Genomic DNA, 15209 nt, shown 5'->3' with positions numbered 1-15209 from the left:
CCAAAATGTCTCAGGAAGGTCTGCTGCGCCCGGGCATCGCCCAGTTGCGCGTTCTCGACATGGACGAGTCGATCACCCACTATGTGGATCGGCTCGGTCTCGAACTCGTCAGCAAGGAGGCCGACGGTCGCGTCTACCTGAAGGGGTATGACGAATTCCACCGTCATTCGGTGGTGCTGCGCGAAGCCGATCGCGCCGGTATCGATTACTTCGCCTTCAAGGCCGACAGCCAGGAAAGCGTCGACAATTTCCGCCGCCGCATCGAGGAATGGGGCCTGGCCGTGGACGACGTGCCTGCCGGCGAACAGCCCGGCGTCGGACCGCGCATCGGCTTCACCATCCCTTCCGGTCACCGCATCGAGCTCTTTGCCGACATGGAGCTCTCCGACGACGGCCCGGACACCCGCAACCCCTACACCTGGAAGACCGAGCCGCGCGGCATGCGCGCCCAGCGCATGGACCATTGCCTGCTCTACGGTCCGAATATCGACCAGGTCGAGGAATTCTTCACCAAGGTACTCGACTTCCATTTGCCCGAGCGCGTCGATCTTCCCGACGGCACGCTGGCGATCTGGATGACGGTATCGAACAAGGCGCATGACATTGCCTTCGTCAAGCATGACGAGCCCGGCAAGCTGCATCACCTGGCCTTCTTCCTGGAAGACTGGAACGCGATCGGCAACGCCGCCGACATCATGACGCGCTACGACATGAGCCGCGACCTCGGCCCGACGCGTCACGGCATCACCCGCGGCCAGACGATCTATTTCTTCGATCCGTCCGGCAACCGCAACGAGGTCTTCTCCGGCGGCTACACCGCCTACAAGGACCACCCGACCCGTATCTGGGATCACAACAATGTCGGTCGCGGCATCTTCTACTACGAGCGTCAGCTCAACGAAGCCTTCCTGTCGGTCGTAACCTGATGGATGTCACCCGCACATCGTTGCGGCTGACCGCCGCCGCCGCCCACAAGGCCGTGGGCGCGGCGGTGGAAAAGGCCATCGAACTCGGCGTCGCGGTCAATGCCTGCGTCGTCGATGCCGGCGGCAATCCCCTCGCCTTTCTAAGGGGTGACGGGGCCTTTCTGCCGTCCGGCAATATCGCCCGCGACAAGGCCTATACGGCGGCGGGGTTCAACGCGGCGACAGGCGCCTTCTTCGAGGCGCTTGTCGGCGAACCGGCGGTTCTTGCCGGCATCACCGGCCAGCCGGGCGTTGCCGCCTTTCCCGGCGGCCTGCCGATCCGGGCGGACGGCGAACTCATTGGCGGCATCGGCGTTTCCGGCGCCTCGGCCGAAGAAGACGAGATTTGCGCCCGGGCCGGGCTCCAGGCGATCGGCCTCTCGGAGCAGTAGATTTTACCAAGGGCTTGAAAAGCATAAAGGATCACGATCGTGCTCAAGATCAACCTGCGCGAGGCAATGCACTTCATCGACGGCGAATATACCGCGGGCAGCTCCGGCAAGACCTTCGACAACGTCTCGCCGGTGACCGGACGCAAGATCGGCATCGTGCATGAGGGACTGAGACCGGAAGTGGACGCCGCCGTATCCGCCGCCCGCGCAGCGCTTTCCGGCCCCTGGGGCTATCTGCCGCTTGCCGAGCGCGCCGCCCTGCTCCATGCCGTCGCCGACGGGATCACAAAACGGTTCGACGACTTCCTCGAGGCCGAAATCCTCGACACAGGCAAGCCGAAAAGCCTTGCCTCCCATGTCGACATTCCGCGCGGGGCCGCCAATTTCAAGGTCTTTGCCGACCTGGTGAAGAATGTCCCGACCGAAAGCTTCATGCTGGATACGCCGGACGGCGCGGGCGCGCTGAACTACGGCGTGCGCAAGCCGAAGGGCGTCATCGCCGTCATCTCGCCGTGGAACCTGCCGCTGCTGCTGATGACGTGGAAGGTCGGCCCGGCGCTTGCAAGCGGCAACACCGTCGTCGTCAAGCCGTCCGAGGAAACGCCGCTGACGGCGACGCTTCTGGGCGAAGTGATGAACGAGGCCGGCATTCCGAAGGGCGTCTTCAACGTCGTCCACGGCTTCGGGCCGGATTCGGCCGGCGCCTATCTCACCGAACATCCGGGCGTCGACGCCATCACCTTCACCGGCGAAACGCGTACCGGCGAGGTCATCATGCGTTCGGCCGCCAAGGGCCTGCGCCAGGTCTCGATGGAATGCGGCGGCAAGAATGCCGGTATTGTCTTCGCCGACTGCGACATGGACAAGGCGATCGAGGGGACCATGCGTTCTGTCTTCGCCAATTGCGGCCAGGTCTGTCTCGGGACCGAGCGCGTCTATGTCGAGCGGCCGATCTTCGACGCGTTCGTCGCGCGGCTGAAGAAAGAGGCCGAGGGCCTGAAGCTTGGCGCGCCCGAAGAGGCCGGCACCAGTCTCGGCCCGCTGATTTCGCAGGAGCATCGCGAAAAGGTGCTCTCCTATTTCGAACTCGCGAAGAAGGACGGCGCGACGATCGTCACCGGCGGCGGCGTGCCCGACATGGGCGAGGAGCTTTCCGGCGGCGCATGGGTCGAGCCGACCATCTTCACCGGTCTACCCGAGAGCGCCCGTATCATCCGCGAGGAAGTCTTTGGCCCGGTCTGTCATATCGCGCCCTTCGATACGGAGGAGGAAGCAATCCGCCTTGCCAATGACACCGAATACGGGCTCGCCAGCGCCGTCTGGACCGAGGATCTGAGCCGCGCCCACCGGGTCGGACGCAAGATCGAGGCCGGCATCGTCTGGGTCAATTCCTGGTTCCTGCGCGATCTCAGAACCGCCTTTGGCGGCTCCAAACAGTCGGGCATCGGCCGCGAGGGCGGCGTTCACGGCCTCGAGTTCTACTCGGAGCTGACGAATGTCTGCATCAAACTCTAGGACAACATCATGAGCAGCGAAGAAAACATTCAAAAGGCCGCCGACCGTCTCTGGCAGGCCTGGCAAGCGGGCGAGACAACCGCGCCGATCCGCGACCTTCTCGATGAAGGCGATGTGGCGGCGGCCTATGCCGTGCAGGAGATCAACACAAGGCGCTGGCTGGGCGGCGAGGAGCGCCAGCTCTCCGGCCGCAAGATCGGTCTGACCTCGAAGGCGGTGCAGAAGCAACTCGGCGTCGGCCAGCCCGATTACGGCATGCTGTTTGCCGACATGGAGGTGATGGACGGCGAGGAGATCGCCTTCTCGCGCGTGATGCAGCCGAAGGTCGAGGCGGAGATCGCCTATGTGATCGCAGCGCCGCTCACCGGCGGCTTCATCACCATGGTCGATCTGATGGCCTCCATCGGCTACGTCGTGCCGGCGATCGAGGTGGTCGGCTCGCGCGTTGCCAACTGGGACATCCGCATCACCGACACGATTGCCGACAACGCCTCGTCGGGCCTCTACGTGCTCGGCCAGAGCCCGAAACGCGTCGGCGATTTCGACCAGCGCATGTGCGGCATGGTGATGTTCAAGAACAACCAGCCGGTCTCCGTCGGCGCGGGCGCGGCCTGCATGGGCTCGCCGCTCAACGCCGCCCTGTGGCTGGCGCGCACCATGGCGAAGGCCGGCCGCGCGCTCGGCCCCGGCGATGTCATTCTCTCCGGCGCTCTGGGGCCGATGCAGCCTGCCGCTCCGGGCGATGTGTTCGAGGCCCGCATCAACGGGCTCGGCTCGGTTCGCGCCGCATTTTCGAAGGATTGAGACGATGGAAAAGATCAAATGCGCCATCATCGGTTCCGGCAATATCGGAACCGACCTGATGATCAAGGTCATGCGCAAGTCGAAGACGCTGGAAATGGCCGCCATGGTCGGCATCGACCCGAAATCCGACGGTCTGGCGCGCGCCGCCCGCCTCGGCGTCGCGACAACGCATGAGGGCATTGACGGGCTGACGAAGTTCGATTGCTACGACGACATCCGCATCGTCTTCGATGCCACCTCCGCCGGCGCCCACAAGCGCCATAACGAGGTTCTTCAGAAGGACGGCAAGCAGGTGGTCGACCTGACCCCGGCGGCAATCGGCCCCTACACGATCCCGGTCGTCAATCTCGACGCCAATCTGACCGAATCCAACGTCAACATGGTGACCTGCGGCGGCCAGGCGACGATCCCGATCGTCGCGGCAGTCAACCGGGTGAGCCCGGTGCGCTACGGCGAGATCGTCGCCTCGATCTCCTCGCGCTCGGCCGGCCCCGGCACCCGCGCCAATATCGATGAGTTCACCGAAACGACGGCGGCGGCGATCGAGAAGGTCGGCGGGGCCGAGCGTGGCAAGGCGATCATCATCCTCAATCCGGCCGAGCCGCCGATCATGATGCGCGACACGGTCTACTGCCTCTGCCACGAGGCCGACCAGGAGGCGATCCGCAAGTCGATCCACGACATGGTGGAGGACGTGCGCGCCTATGTGCCCGGCTACCGGCTGAAGCAGGCGGTGCAGTTCGAGCATATCGGTTCCAACGCGCCGCTGCATATTCCGGAAATGGGCGGCGATTTCACCGGGCTCAAGGTCACGGTGTTCCTCGAGGTGGAGGGTGCAGCCCACTACCTGCCCGCCTATGCCGGCAATCTCGACATCATGACCTCGGCGGCGCTGAAGACCGCCGAACGCCTCGCCGAAAAACGCAACTGGATCGCAAAGGCCGCCTGAGATGACCAAGCTCTACATACAGGACGTCACGCTGCGCGACGGCATGCACGCCGTGCGCCACCAGTATGATCTCGGCCATGTCCGCGCCATTGCCGAAGCGCTGGACGAAGCCGGCGTCGATGCCATCGAGGTCGCCCATGGCGACGGGCTGACGGGTTCGACCTTCAATTACGGTTTCGGCAAATGCACCGACGAGGCCTGGATCTGCGAGGCGGCGAAGGTTGTGAAGAAGGCCAAGCTGACGACGCTGCTTCTGCCCGGCATCGGCACGATTCATGACCTGAAGCGCGCCCGCGACATGGGGGTCGCCTCCGTGCGCGTCGCCACCCACTGCACCGAGGCCGACGTTTCCGCCCAGCACATCGCGGCTGCCAAGGAAATGGGCATGGACGTCTCCGGTTTCTTGATGATGAGCCACATGAACACGCCGGAAAAGCTCGCCGAACAGGCAAAGCTGATGGAAAGCTACGGCGCGGACTGCGTCTATGTCACCGATTCCGGCGGCAGGCTCACCATGAAGGACGTCGCCGCCCGTTTCGAGGCCTATAATGCGGCTCTGAAGCCCGAGACCCAGCGCGGCGCGCATATGCACGAGAACCTGTCGCTGTCGGTCGCCAATTCCATCGTCGCCGTCGAGCACGGCGCATTCCGCGTCGACGCCTCGCTTGCCGGCATGGGCGCCGGCGCCGGCAATACGCCGATCGAGGCCTTCATCGCCGTTGCCAATCTCTATGGCTTCGAACATGGCTGCGACCTGTTCAAGCTGCAGGATGCGGCCGAGGAACTGGTGCGCCCGCTGCAGGACCGGCCGGTGCGGGTCGACCGTGAAACCATGACGCTCGGCTATGGCGGCGTCTATTCATCCTTCCTGCGTCACGCGGAACGGGCGGCCGAAGCCTACGGGCTCGACACGCGCGATATTCTCGTCGAGGTTGGCCGGCGCGGTATGGTCGGCGGCCAGGAAGACATGATTGTCGATGTCGCCCTCGACATGATCAAGGAAAAGGAGCTGGCGATATGACCGATATCAGCGCAATTGCGGAGATTGTCGACCGGGCAGCAATGACGGCGACGGAAATCCCCCAGTTCTCCGATACTGAAGCGCTTTCGATGGACGAGGCCTATGCCGCTCAGGCGCTGTCGCTGCAGCGGCGTTATGCCCGCGGCGAAAAGCGCGTCGGCATCAAGATGGGACTGACCTCGCGCGCCAAGATGGTGCAGGTCGGCGTCTCCGACGTGATCTGGGGCCGGTTGACGGACGCCATGCGCGAGGAGGAAGGCGCGACCGTCTCGCTCTCGAAATATGTGCATCCGCGCGTCGAGCCGGAGATCGCCTTTCTGATGAAGAAGCCGCTTTCGGGCAAGGTTTCGGCGCTCGAGGCAATGGAAGCGGTCGCCGCGATCGCGCCGGCGCTGGAAATCATCGACAGCCGCTACAAGGCCTTCAAGTTCGATATCGGCGACGTGATCGCCGACAATTCGTCCTCTTCCGGTTTCGTCATCGGCCAGTGGTCGGACGCTTCGACGGATATCGCCAATCTCGGCATGGTTCTCGCGATCAACGGCGAGGCGCGCGAGATCGGTTCGTCGGCCGCCATTCTCGGCCATCCGGTCCGCTCGCTCGTCGCCGCCGCGCGCATGGTGGCGGCTGCCGGCGAGGAACTGAAAGCGGGCGACATCGTGCTTGCCGGCGGCGCGACGGCCGCCATTCCGATGGTTGCCGGACAGGCCGTGACGCTCGAGGTCGAGCGCCTCGGCACCGTCGCCTTCAACGTGGGAGAGTGACATGCCTTTCGTCGACGTAACCATGATCGAGGGCCGCAGCAACGCGGTAAAGGAAAAGCTGATCGAAAAGCTGACCGAGGCGGTCGTCGAGACCACCGGCGCGCCGATCGAGAGCGTGCGCGTGGTCCTGCGGGAAGTGCCGGGCCATCACTGGGGCATCGCCGGCAAGCCGAAATTCCCCGCCCCCGACGCCTGATCATGACCGGGGGTTTTGTCGAGCCGGGCGAGGAAGGCCCGGTCACCGTTCAGGTCTCGCGCCGGGTGCGCCCCGGCCGCGAGGCCGACTACGAGGCCTGGCTGCACGGCATTGTCGAGGCGGCGAAGGACTTTCCAGGCCATATGGGCGTCAACATCCTGAAACCCTCCGGCAAGACCGGCGGGCGCTATGTGCTGATCTATCGCTTCGACAGTTTTGCCCATTGCGAGGCCTGGGAAAATTCGTCTCAAAGGGCGGATTTCGTCGCCCGGCTCGGCGATCTGGTGGAGGGCGAGACCGAGCGCCGCCGCGTTACCGGGCTGGAAGCCTGGTTCGAACTGCCCGAACTGCCGGTCTCAAAGCCCGCGCCGCGCTGGAAGATGTCGATCGTGCTCATCGCGGTCGTCTTCGTGCTGGTCTACCCCCTGCAGCTCATCGTGCCGCCGCTCATTCCGAACTGGCCGCATTGGTCGAAGACGCTGACGATCGCCATCATTCAGGTGCTGGCGATGACCTATGTGGTCATGCCGCGCGTGACGAAAGCGCTGAAATCCTGGCTGTTTGCCGGCTGACCCTCGCCGTCCGGCCGCCCGTTCATGCGCGTGCAGTCAGGACCGGAAATAGTCCGGATGACGGGCCTTGACCTCCTCGATCTGCGACAGTGTGCCCGACAGATGCGCGCGCACGGCAGCCTCCGCTGCCGGTGCGTCGCCGGCGGCGATGCTGTCGAGAATGAGGCTGTGGTAGTGGATGATACTCGCCGGTTTGCCCGGATCGGGCAGCGTCAAGTTGCGCAGCCGGTCGATATGGCCTGATCGCGACCCAATCAGCTCCCAAAGATTTGAGACGCCGGCGGCCTCGCAGAGCGACTGGTGAAACAGCCGGTCAAGCTGGGCGAAACGCTCAAGATCGTTTTCCGCCAGAGTGGCCTTCTGCAGAGACAGGACCCTCGCGGCCGTTGCGAGCACCGTCTTGTCTGCCCTTTCAGAGAGTCTCCTGGCCACCTCCAACTCAACGGACAAACGCAGGAACTGGGTTTCGCGCGCCTGCTCGACATCGATCATCGAGACTTCGGTCTTCGATTGCGGAAAGATGACAAGCAGCCCCTCCTCCTCAAGCCGGAGCATGGCATCCCTGACAGGGGTCTGGCTGACTCCGTAATAGGCCGCGATCTCCTGGCGCGACAGGTTACGGCCCGGTTCGAGGTCAAGCGACACGATCCGCGCGCGCAATGCGGCATGGATCTGATCGCTCGCCGAGGCGCGCTTGATCCGCGGCGACGCTGTCTCGCCGGGCATTGCGGCAATCGTGGCACGGGGCAATTCAGGTGGACTCATAACTGAAGTCTATCTCGGCACTGGATGAATCGAAATCCTATCATAATGCACAGTTGACGGAGATGCACTAATATATTAGTACATCAATTAACGGGAAGAGGGTCCCGTTTTTGCTCAATGGGAGGACACCATGAAATTTGCCAGGACGGCCGCGCTTGCGGCTTCCGTTTCCCTGTTCGCGTCCGTCGCGGCAGCCGAAACCTTCAACATCCAGACCTCGTTCAATGCCGGCGATTTCTCGACGCAATATCTGACCGAGAACTGGCTGCCGAAGATCCAGGAGATGACCGACGGGCGCATCGAGATCGTCCTCACCCCCAACGGCTCTGTCGTGCCCGCGCGCGAAACGCCGGATGCGGTTGCCGCCGGCGTGCTCGACGGCGACTTCACCTCGGTGAACTATTTTGCAGGCCTCGAGCCGGCCTATGCGATCATGGGCGACCTGATTTCCGGCTATGACACGCCCCAGCAGATGATCGGTTTCTGCAAGGACGGCGGCGGCGAGGCGATGATGCAGAAGGCGGCTGATTCGGTCACCGGCGGCGAGGTCCAAGTGGTTGCCTGCGGCCCCTATTCGCGCGAGGCGCTTCCCGCACGCACCCCGATCCGCACCTTCGAGGACCTGTCGGGCAAGAAGATCCGCTCGCCCGAAGGTCTGGCCGCAGCCGTCTTCCAGGCCGCCGGCGCTTCTCCGGTCTCCATTCCGTTCTCGGAAGTCTACGGCGCGCTCGAAAAGGGCATCGTCGATGCCGCTGACGCTTCGGCCTATGTCAACAATGACGCGACCGGCCTGCACGACGTCGCCCCCTACCCGCTGTACCCCGGCATTCATTCGATGCCGTCGATGCAGTTCACCATCAACAAGGCGAAGTGGGACGCCCTGTCTGCGGCCGACCAGCAGGCGCTGCGTGAATGGTGGTATGAGGCCATGTTCGCCATGGCTGCCGAAGTCGCGGCCAAGGACGAGGAACTGGCAGCCCGCGACAGCGCCGGCGACAAGATCGAAGTCATCAACTGGGCGCAGGAAGACCGCGACCAGTTGCGCGAGGTCGCTCGCCAGCAGTGGGAAGCCTATGCGGAGAAATCGGCACTCGCCCAGGAGGCGCTCGACGCCAATATCGACTACATGACCTCGATCGGCCTGTTCAAGAACTAGCATCCGATGCGGCATGGGGGCGTCGGCCACAAACGACGCCCCCGAACCTTTCCATGTCATTTCATAAGGCTCAGTGATGAGACGGCTTCTCGCCACCTATGCCGACGTCATGGACCGCATCAGCGTGTTCATTGGCCAAGGCTGTTCCGTTCTGTTTTTCGCCTGCGTCGGCGTATCGGCGCTCGAAGTCGTGATGCGTTACGGCTTCAACCGTCCGACCGTCTGGTCCACCGAACTGGCCATGACGCTGTGCGCCTCGGCCTGGGTGCTTGCCGTCGGCTATGTCACCGAGCGACAGCGCCACATCTCCATCACCATGATCGAGACGCTCGTCAGCGAGCGGGTCTGGCACGTCTTCCGCCTGCTGCAGATGCTGATCTCGGCCGGCGCCATTTTCGTACTGACGCTGGCTCTGTGGAAGCCCGCCGTCAAAGCGCTTGGCCACATGGAGACCTCCGGCACGGCGCTCAACTCCATCCAGCCGACCTATCTGAAGGTGCTTCTGGTGGTTGGCTGCATTCTCTACCTCCTGCAGCTCGCCGCCAACATCATTCGCTGGGCACAGGGCACCGAGAAGGAGAACCTCGGTGGGCATTGAAACCATTACCATCCTGATCGTCCTATCGCTCCTGGCGCTGATGGCGATCGGCGTGCCGCTCGGCATCACCACGCTGACAGTCTCGCTCGGCACCGCGCTTTTGTATTTTGGCGAACGCGCGGGCTATTTCATCGTCGCCGCCAATGTCGGCGAGGTGCTGCACAAATACGAGCTGATCGCCGTTCCCTTCTTCGTCTTCATGGCGAACGTGCTGGAACGCTCCGGCATCGCCAAGTCGCTGTTCGACAGCATGGCAGTCATGGGTGGACGCTTCCGCGGCTCGGTTGCCGTGCAGACCTGCATTGTCGCCGTCGTCCTTGCCGCCATGTCCGGCATCATGGGCGGCGAGATCGTCATGCTCGGCCTCATCGCCCTGCCGCAGATGCTGCGTCTCGGCTATGACCGCAAGCTCTCGATCGGCATCATCTGCGCCGCCGGCGCGCTGGCAACCTTGATCCCGCCCTCGGTCGTGCTGATTGTCTACGGGCTTGCCGCACAGGTCTCGATCACCAAGCTGTTCGCGGCCTCTGCCGTGCCGGGCCTGATCCTCGCATCGCTCTACATCGCCTACATCATGGTCAGGGTGCGCATGAACCCGGCCATCGCGCCGATCTACGACATTCCCGAGACAGGCCTGCCCTTCTTCAAGCGATTGAGGTTCCTGAAGGGCGTCATTCTTCCGGGCGCGCTGATCGGCTCCGTGCTGGGCGTGATCTATTCGGGCATCGCCACCGTCACCGAGGCGGCCGCCGTCGGGGCTGTCGGCGCGCTGGTCGTCGCCGGCATCCGCAAGGAACTGAACTGGCGCATGACCCGCGACGCCATGCGCCAGACCGTCCTGACCGTCGGCTCGATCATCTGGCTGGTGCTCGGCGCTGTCTCGCTGATCGGCATCTACAACCGCATCGGCGGCGGCGAATTCCTGCGCGGCGTGCTGACCGCCCTCGATATCGCCCCGATCTGGGTGATCGTGGTGATGATGCTGATCGTCATGGTGCTCGGCACCTTCCTCGAGTGGATCGCGATCATCTTCATCACCGTGCCGATCTTCGCGCCGGTGGTGGTCGATCTCGGCTACGACCCGGTCTGGTTCGGCGTGCTCTTCGCCATGAACATCCAGATCTACTACCTCTCGCCGCCCTTCGGTCCGGCCTGCTTCTTCCTGAAATCGGTCGCGCCCAAGGATATCGAACTGCAGGAGATCTTTTCCGCCGTCCTTCCCTTCATCGCGCTGCAGGCTGTCGGCCTGTTCCTGGTCCTGTTCTTCCCGGACCTCGCGCTCTGGCTGCCGGCGCAGTTTAACTGAGGAGACACGAGATGAAGATCACCGACGAGGAACTCACACGGCAGGACGAGGACATTCCGCCCGCGGATTTCGCGCGGGAGGAAGCCCGGCACGACCGCTTCGGCAACTGGCCGGAGGTCGCCGGGCTCGTCTTCACCCTGTTTGTCATTTGGCTGACTTTCGCATTCACCGGATAGAAACATGACACGCAAATCGCCCCAGGATCTGCGCTCGGCGCGCTGGTTCGCCCCCGACGACCTTCGCAGCTTCGGCCATCGCTCGCGCATGATGCAGCTCGGCTATGCGGAAGAGGATTTTCGCGACAAGCCGATCATCGGCATCCTCAACACCTGGTCCGAACTCAACACCTGCCATTCGCATTTCAGGGAGCGCGTGCAGGATGTGAAGCGCGGCGTGCTGCAGGCCGGCGGCTTTGCCGTCGAGATGCCCTCGCTCTCGCTGGATGAAAGCTTTCTCAAGCCGACCTCCATGCTCTACCGCAACATGCTGGCCATGGAGACGGAAGAGATGATCCGCGCCCATCCGCTGGACGGGGTGGTGCTGATGGGCGGCTGCGACAAGACCACGCCGGGCCTGGTGATGGGCGCGATCTCGGCCGGTGTGCCCATGATCTATCTTCCCGCAGGACCGATGCTGCGCGGCAATTATGCCGGCAAGGCGCTCGGCTCAGGTTCTGATGCATGGAAATACTGGGACGAGCGGCGGGCCGGGAAACTCTCGGACGCGGAATGGATCGGCATCCAGGGTGGCATCGCGCGCTCCGCCGGCACCTGCATGACCATGGGCACAGCCTCCACGATGATGGCAATCGCCGATGCCATGGGCCTGACGCTGCCGGGCGCCTCGTCCATACCGGCCGTCGATTCCGGTCATCAGCGCATGAGCGCGGAATGCGGGCGACGCATCGTGGAAATGGTTTTCGAGGACCTGACGCCGGACCGGATCATCACCGAGGGCGCCTGCCGCAATGCCGCCGTGGTGGCGATGGCGACCGGCTGCTCGACCAATGCCGTCGTCCACCTGATCGCCATGGCCCGCCGCGCCGGCGTGAACCTGACGCTCGATGATCTCGATGCGCTCGGTCGCACAACCCCGCTGCTCGCCAATATCCGGCCTTCCGGCAAGGACTATCTGATGGAGGACTTCTTCTACGCCGGCGGTCTGCGCGCGCTGATGAAGCAGATCGAGGACCGCCTCGACGTCTCGGCCATGATGGTGAACGGAAAGACGATGGGCGAGAACCTTGAGGGCGCGGCGGTCTATAATGACGACGTCATCCGCCCGATTTCAAACCCCGTCTATGCGGAAGGTTCGCTCGCCGTGCTGCGCGGCAATCTCTGCCCGGATGGCGCGGTGATCAAGCCCGCGGCCTGCGATCCTAAGTTCCATGTCCACGAGGGCCCGGCGCTGGTCTTCGACAGCTATCCCGAGATGAAGAAGGCGGTCGATGACGAGACCCTCGACATTACGCCCGACCATGTGATGGTGCTGCGCAATGCCGGGCCGCTCGGCGGTCCGGGTTTTCCCGAATGGGGCATGCTGCCGATCCCCAAGGCGCTGATCAAGAAGGGTCACCGCGACATGCTGCGCATCTCCGATGCCCGCATGTCCGGCACCTCCTACGGGGCCTGCGTGCTGCATGTCGCGCCCGAAAGCTATGTCGGCGGGCCGCTGGCGCTGCTTCAGAACGGCGATATCGTGCGCCTCGACCTCGCCGCCCGCAGGCTCGACATGCTGGTCGACGAGGCCGAGCTTGCCCGCCGCAAGGCCGCCTGGATAAAGCCCGAAGGCCGATACGAGCGCGGCTATGGCTACATGTTCTCGCAGCATGTCACCCAGGCGGACCAGGGCTGCGACTTTGATTTCCTGCAAACCGATTTCGGCCGCACGGCCGGCGAACCCGACATTTTCTGAGGTGTCCCATGACCGATTATGTTCTTTCCGATGAGACGCGCGCGATCTTCAAGCGGGTTTCCACGGCCTCGATCGCGACCCAGCTTTTCAGGCGCGGGCTGCGCAACCAGTTCATCCAGGGCGTCTCGCCGGTCTCGCCGAAGGCGGAGAACATGGTCGGCCAGGCATTTACCCTGCGCTATATCCCGGCGCGCGAGGACCGCAACCAGCTTGAGGTTTTCCGCAATCCCGAGCATCCGCAGCGCGTTGCGGTGGAAACCTGCCCGCCCGGCCATGTGCTGGTGATGGACGGACGCAAGGATGCGCGCGCGGCAACCGCCGGCTCGATCCTCGTCACCCGCATGGCCGTGCGCGGCTGCGCCGGTGTGGTCTCGGATGGCGGATTTCGCGACGCCGAGGGGATCGGCAGGCTGGATATGCCCGCCTATTGCGCCAAACCCTCCGCACCGACGAACCTGACGCTGCACGAAGCGCTCGACATCAACGTGCCAATCGCCTGCGGCGACGTCGCGGTGTTTCCCGGCGACGTCATCGTCGGCGACCGTGACGGGGTGATGGTCATCCCGGCGCATCTGGCAGAAGAGATCGCCGAAGTCTGCGCGGGCATGGAGAGCTTCGAGGACTTCGTTCTCGAACAGGTGCTGGCCGGCGCGAGCATTATCGGCCTCTACCCCTGCACCAAGGACGAGAACCAGAAGAAATATGAGGAATGGCGCGAGAAGACCGGCCGCTGAGCCGCGCCCTCACGCCGGAAAGGACCGTTCGATGAGCTTCAAGCCCCACGGAAAGCATCTGATTGCCGGCGACTGGATCGCCGGCGAGACCACCTTCATGAGCGAGCCTGCACATGGCGACGCCTATCCCTTCTCGGTCGGGACCGTGGACCTCGTTGACCGCGCCTGCGTGGCGGCCGAGGAGGCCTTCCCATCCTTCGGCTATGCGACCCGCGCCGAGCGCGCCGCCTTTCTCGAGGCGATTGCCGACGAGATCGAAGCGCGCGGCGATGCGATCACCGAGATCGGCACGTCCGAGACCGGCCTGCCCGCGGCAAGGCTTGAAGGCGAGCGCGGACGCACGACCGGCCAGCTGAGGCTGTTTGCCGCCCATATCCTCAAAGGCGACTATCTCGACCGCCGCCGCGACAAGGCGCTTCCCGAGAGGAAGCCCCTGCCGCGCCCCTATATTCGGCTCATGGAACGGCCGATCGGCCCGGTCGCCGTCTTTGGCGCATCGAACTTTCCGCTCGCCTTCTCCACGGCCGGCGGCGATACGGCAGCCGCGCTCGCCGCCGGCTGTCCCGTCGTCGTGAAGGGCCATTCCGGCCATCCGGGAACAGGCGAGATCATTGCCGAGGCCATTCACGCGGCCATAGAGAAACGCGGCATCCATCCGGGCGTCTTTTCGCTGGTGCAGGGCGGCAATCGCGATGTCGGCCAGGCGCTTGTCACCCATCCGCTGATCAAGGCGGTCGGCTTCACCGGGTCGCTTGCCGGCGGCCGGGCGCTGTTCAACCTCTGCGCCGCGCGTCCCGAGCCGATCCCCTTCTTCGGCGAACTCGGCTCGGTCAATCCGATGTTTCTTTTGCCCGGGGCCGTTGCCGCGCGCGGCGCCGACATCGCCACGGGCTGGGCAGCTTCGCTGACAATGGGCGCCGGGCAATTCTGCACCAATCCCGGCATCGCCGTCGTGCTGGAAAGCCAGGTCGAGACCATCGCCGATGCCGCGCGCGAAGCGCTGTCGAAGGTCGGCGCGCAGGTGATGCTCTCGGACGGGATCGCGGCGGCCTATCGCGCCGGACGCGACCGGATCGCGCCGGCAACGGGCGTGCGCGAGATCCTGACCTCGACCTGCGACATGCGCAACGCCACGCCCTACCTCTATGCCGTGAAAGGCGCCGACTGGCTGGATAACCATGCCCTTGGCGAGGAGGTTTTCGGCCCGCTCGGCCTGATCGTCACCGTTGAAGGGGAGGACGACTTCCTGAAGATCGCCCGAAGCTTCAGCGGGCAGTTGACGGCAACATTGCACATGGATGACGGCGATACGGCGCTTGCCCGCAGGCTGATGCCGATCCTGGAACGCAAGGCCGGCCGCGTGCTTGCCAACGGTTTTCCGACCGGCGTGGAAGTTTGCGATGCCATGGTGCATGGCGGTCCCTACCCGGCGTCGACCAATTTCGGCGCGACCTCGGTCGGCACCCTGTCGATCCGCCGCTTCCTGCGTCCGGTCTCCTACCAGAACCTCCCGGACGCGCTGCTGCCCGAAGACCTCTTGTAGGGCGGCGCGGCCTGC

The 15209-nt window shown here is 64.2% G+C and carries 17 protein-coding genes; 16 read left to right on the top strand and 1 reads right to left on the bottom strand.

The features are described from left to right. Positions 1 to 5: 5 nt before the first annotated feature. From GGR30_RS08630 to GGR30_RS08590, 9 genes are all read left to right on the top strand, one after another. The gene (locus GGR30_RS08630; RefSeq protein ID WP_183484889.1) at positions 6 to 926 is read left to right on the top strand and encodes a catechol 2,3-dioxygenase; all 921 of its coding nucleotides are present in this window, start codon (positions 6 to 8) and stop codon (positions 924 to 926) included. After that, positions 926 to 1357, top strand: a complete 432-nt coding sequence (locus GGR30_RS08625; protein ID WP_183484886.1) for a GlcG/HbpS family heme-binding protein — start codon at positions 926 to 928, stop codon at positions 1355 to 1357. Before GGR30_RS08630 ends, GGR30_RS08625 begins: the two co-directional genes overlap by 1 nt. A gap of 66 nt (positions 1358 to 1423) precedes the next feature. Next, a complete protein-coding gene (locus GGR30_RS08620) occupies positions 1424 to 2872 on the top strand; it encodes a 2-hydroxymuconic semialdehyde dehydrogenase (RefSeq protein ID WP_210287995.1) in 1449 nt (482 codons plus the stop codon). A gap of 9 nt (positions 2873 to 2881) precedes the next feature. Next, positions 2882 to 3676, top strand: coding sequence for a 2-keto-4-pentenoate hydratase (locus GGR30_RS08615; protein ID WP_183484882.1), 795 nt, complete (start codon positions 2882 to 2884; stop codon positions 3674 to 3676). Positions 3677 to 3680: 4 nt separating this feature from the next. Next, positions 3681 to 4625, top strand: a complete 945-nt coding sequence (locus tag GGR30_RS08610; RefSeq protein ID WP_183484878.1) for an acetaldehyde dehydrogenase (acetylating) — start codon at positions 3681 to 3683, stop codon at positions 4623 to 4625. 1 nt (position 4626) lies between these two features. Then, positions 4627 to 5646 (top strand): 4-hydroxy-2-oxovalerate aldolase, encoded by a 1020-nt coding sequence (gene dmpG / locus GGR30_RS08605; RefSeq protein WP_183484874.1) that lies wholly within the window; start codon positions 4627 to 4629, stop codon positions 5644 to 5646. After that, complete coding sequence (locus GGR30_RS08600; RefSeq protein ID WP_183484871.1) at positions 5643 to 6410, top strand: 2-keto-4-pentenoate hydratase; 768 nt, start codon at positions 5643 to 5645, stop codon at positions 6408 to 6410. Before dmpG ends, GGR30_RS08600 begins: the two co-directional genes overlap by 4 nt. Before the next feature lies 1 nt (position 6411). Further along, entirely contained in the window at positions 6412 to 6606 is a 195-nt protein-coding gene (locus tag GGR30_RS08595) for a 2-hydroxymuconate tautomerase (protein ID WP_183484868.1), read from the top strand. Positions 6607 to 6608: 2 nt separating this feature from the next. Continuing rightward, on the top strand, positions 6609 to 7178 hold the full coding sequence (locus GGR30_RS08590) for an antibiotic biosynthesis monooxygenase (protein ID WP_183484865.1): 570 nt from the start codon (positions 6609 to 6611) through the stop codon (positions 7176 to 7178). A gap of 36 nt (positions 7179 to 7214) precedes the next feature. Here the strand turns inward: GGR30_RS08590 and GGR30_RS08585 are convergent, their stop codons facing one another. After that, positions 7215 to 7904 carry a GntR family transcriptional regulator gene (locus tag GGR30_RS08585; RefSeq protein WP_183484862.1) on the bottom strand — a complete coding sequence of 230 codons (690 nt, stop codon included), beginning with the start codon at positions 7902 to 7904 and terminating at the stop codon, positions 7215 to 7217. A 169-nt stretch (positions 7905 to 8073) separates the two neighbouring features. Between GGR30_RS08585 and dctP the strand changes: the two genes are divergently transcribed. The 7 genes from dctP (at position 8074) to GGR30_RS08550 (ending at position 15194) form a co-directional block, all read left to right on the top strand. Then, positions 8074 to 9099 (top strand): TRAP transporter substrate-binding protein DctP, encoded by a 1026-nt coding sequence (gene dctP / locus GGR30_RS08580; RefSeq protein WP_183484859.1) that lies wholly within the window; start codon positions 8074 to 8076, stop codon positions 9097 to 9099. A gap of 76 nt (positions 9100 to 9175) precedes the next feature. Further along, positions 9176 to 9697, top strand: coding sequence for a TRAP transporter small permease subunit (locus tag GGR30_RS08575; RefSeq protein ID WP_183484855.1), 522 nt, complete (start codon positions 9176 to 9178; stop codon positions 9695 to 9697). Further along, positions 9687 to 11003: a TRAP transporter large permease subunit gene (locus tag GGR30_RS08570; RefSeq protein ID WP_183484852.1), complete on the top strand. Its 1317-nt coding sequence runs from the start codon at positions 9687 to 9689 to the stop codon at positions 11001 to 11003. Before GGR30_RS08575 ends, GGR30_RS08570 begins: the two co-directional genes overlap by 11 nt. Before the next feature lie 11 nt (positions 11004 to 11014). Continuing rightward, on the top strand, positions 11015 to 11179 hold the full coding sequence (locus tag GGR30_RS08565; protein ID WP_183484849.1) for a hypothetical protein: 165 nt from the start codon (positions 11015 to 11017) through the stop codon (positions 11177 to 11179). A gap of 4 nt (positions 11180 to 11183) precedes the next feature. Beyond that, positions 11184 to 12917 (top strand): L-arabinonate dehydratase, encoded by a 1734-nt coding sequence (araD, locus tag GGR30_RS08560; protein ID WP_183484845.1) that lies wholly within the window; start codon positions 11184 to 11186, stop codon positions 12915 to 12917. Between the two features lie 8 nt (positions 12918 to 12925). Next, on the top strand, positions 12926 to 13651 hold the full coding sequence (locus GGR30_RS08555; protein ID WP_183484842.1) for a ribonuclease activity regulator RraA: 726 nt from the start codon (positions 12926 to 12928) through the stop codon (positions 13649 to 13651). 31 nt (positions 13652 to 13682) lie between these two features. Next, positions 13683 to 15194, top strand: coding sequence for an aldehyde dehydrogenase (NADP(+)) (locus tag GGR30_RS08550; protein ID WP_183484839.1), 1512 nt, complete (start codon positions 13683 to 13685; stop codon positions 15192 to 15194). Positions 15195 to 15209 lie beyond the last annotated feature (15 nt).

The organism is Martelella radicis (genome assembly GCF_014196625.1).
Taxonomy (GTDB): domain Bacteria; phylum Pseudomonadota; class Alphaproteobacteria; order Rhizobiales; family Rhizobiaceae; genus Martelella; species Martelella radicis.
Note: the sequence above shows the minus strand (reverse complement) of the source record. Positions and strands in the feature narration are given on the sequence as shown.

What these genes read in the sequence shown, in the direction of transcription:
- GGR30_RS08610 (WP_183484878.1), top strand. Translation starts at nt 3,681, where the DNA reads ATGGAAAAGATCAAATGCGCCATCATCGGTTCCGGCAATATCGGAACC.
- GGR30_RS08625 (WP_183484886.1), top strand. Translation starts at nt 926, where the DNA reads ATGGATGTCACCCGCACATCGTTGCGGCTGACCGCCGCCGCCGCCCAC.
- GGR30_RS08565 (WP_183484849.1), top strand. Translation starts at nt 11,015, where the DNA reads ATGAAGATCACCGACGAGGAACTCACACGGCAGGACGAGGACATTCCG.
- GGR30_RS08615 (WP_183484882.1), top strand. Translation starts at nt 2,882, where the DNA reads ATGAGCAGCGAAGAAAACATTCAAAAGGCCGCCGACCGTCTCTGGCAG.
- GGR30_RS08585 (WP_183484862.1), bottom strand. Translation starts at nt 7,904, where the DNA reads ATGCCCGGCGAGACAGCGTCGCCGCGGATCAAGCGCGCCTCGGCGAGC.
- araD (WP_183484845.1), top strand. Translation starts at nt 11,184, where the DNA reads ATGACACGCAAATCGCCCCAGGATCTGCGCTCGGCGCGCTGGTTCGCC.
- GGR30_RS08575 (WP_183484855.1), top strand. Translation starts at nt 9,176, where the DNA reads ATGAGACGGCTTCTCGCCACCTATGCCGACGTCATGGACCGCATCAGC.
- GGR30_RS08550 (WP_183484839.1), top strand. Translation starts at nt 13,683, where the DNA reads ATGAGCTTCAAGCCCCACGGAAAGCATCTGATTGCCGGCGACTGGATC.
- GGR30_RS08600 (WP_183484871.1), top strand. Translation starts at nt 5,643, where the DNA reads ATGACCGATATCAGCGCAATTGCGGAGATTGTCGACCGGGCAGCAATG.
- GGR30_RS08620 (WP_210287995.1), top strand. Translation starts at nt 1,424, where the DNA reads ATGCACTTCATCGACGGCGAATATACCGCGGGCAGCTCCGGCAAGACC.
- GGR30_RS08590 (WP_183484865.1), top strand. Translation starts at nt 6,609, where the DNA reads ATGACCGGGGGTTTTGTCGAGCCGGGCGAGGAAGGCCCGGTCACCGTT.
- GGR30_RS08630 (WP_183484889.1), top strand. Translation starts at nt 6, where the DNA reads ATGTCTCAGGAAGGTCTGCTGCGCCCGGGCATCGCCCAGTTGCGCGTT.
- dmpG (WP_183484874.1), top strand. Translation starts at nt 4,627, where the DNA reads ATGACCAAGCTCTACATACAGGACGTCACGCTGCGCGACGGCATGCAC.
- dctP (WP_183484859.1), top strand. Translation starts at nt 8,074, where the DNA reads ATGAAATTTGCCAGGACGGCCGCGCTTGCGGCTTCCGTTTCCCTGTTC.
- GGR30_RS08595 (WP_183484868.1), top strand. Translation starts at nt 6,412, where the DNA reads ATGCCTTTCGTCGACGTAACCATGATCGAGGGCCGCAGCAACGCGGTA.
- GGR30_RS08555 (WP_183484842.1), top strand. Translation starts at nt 12,926, where the DNA reads ATGACCGATTATGTTCTTTCCGATGAGACGCGCGCGATCTTCAAGCGG.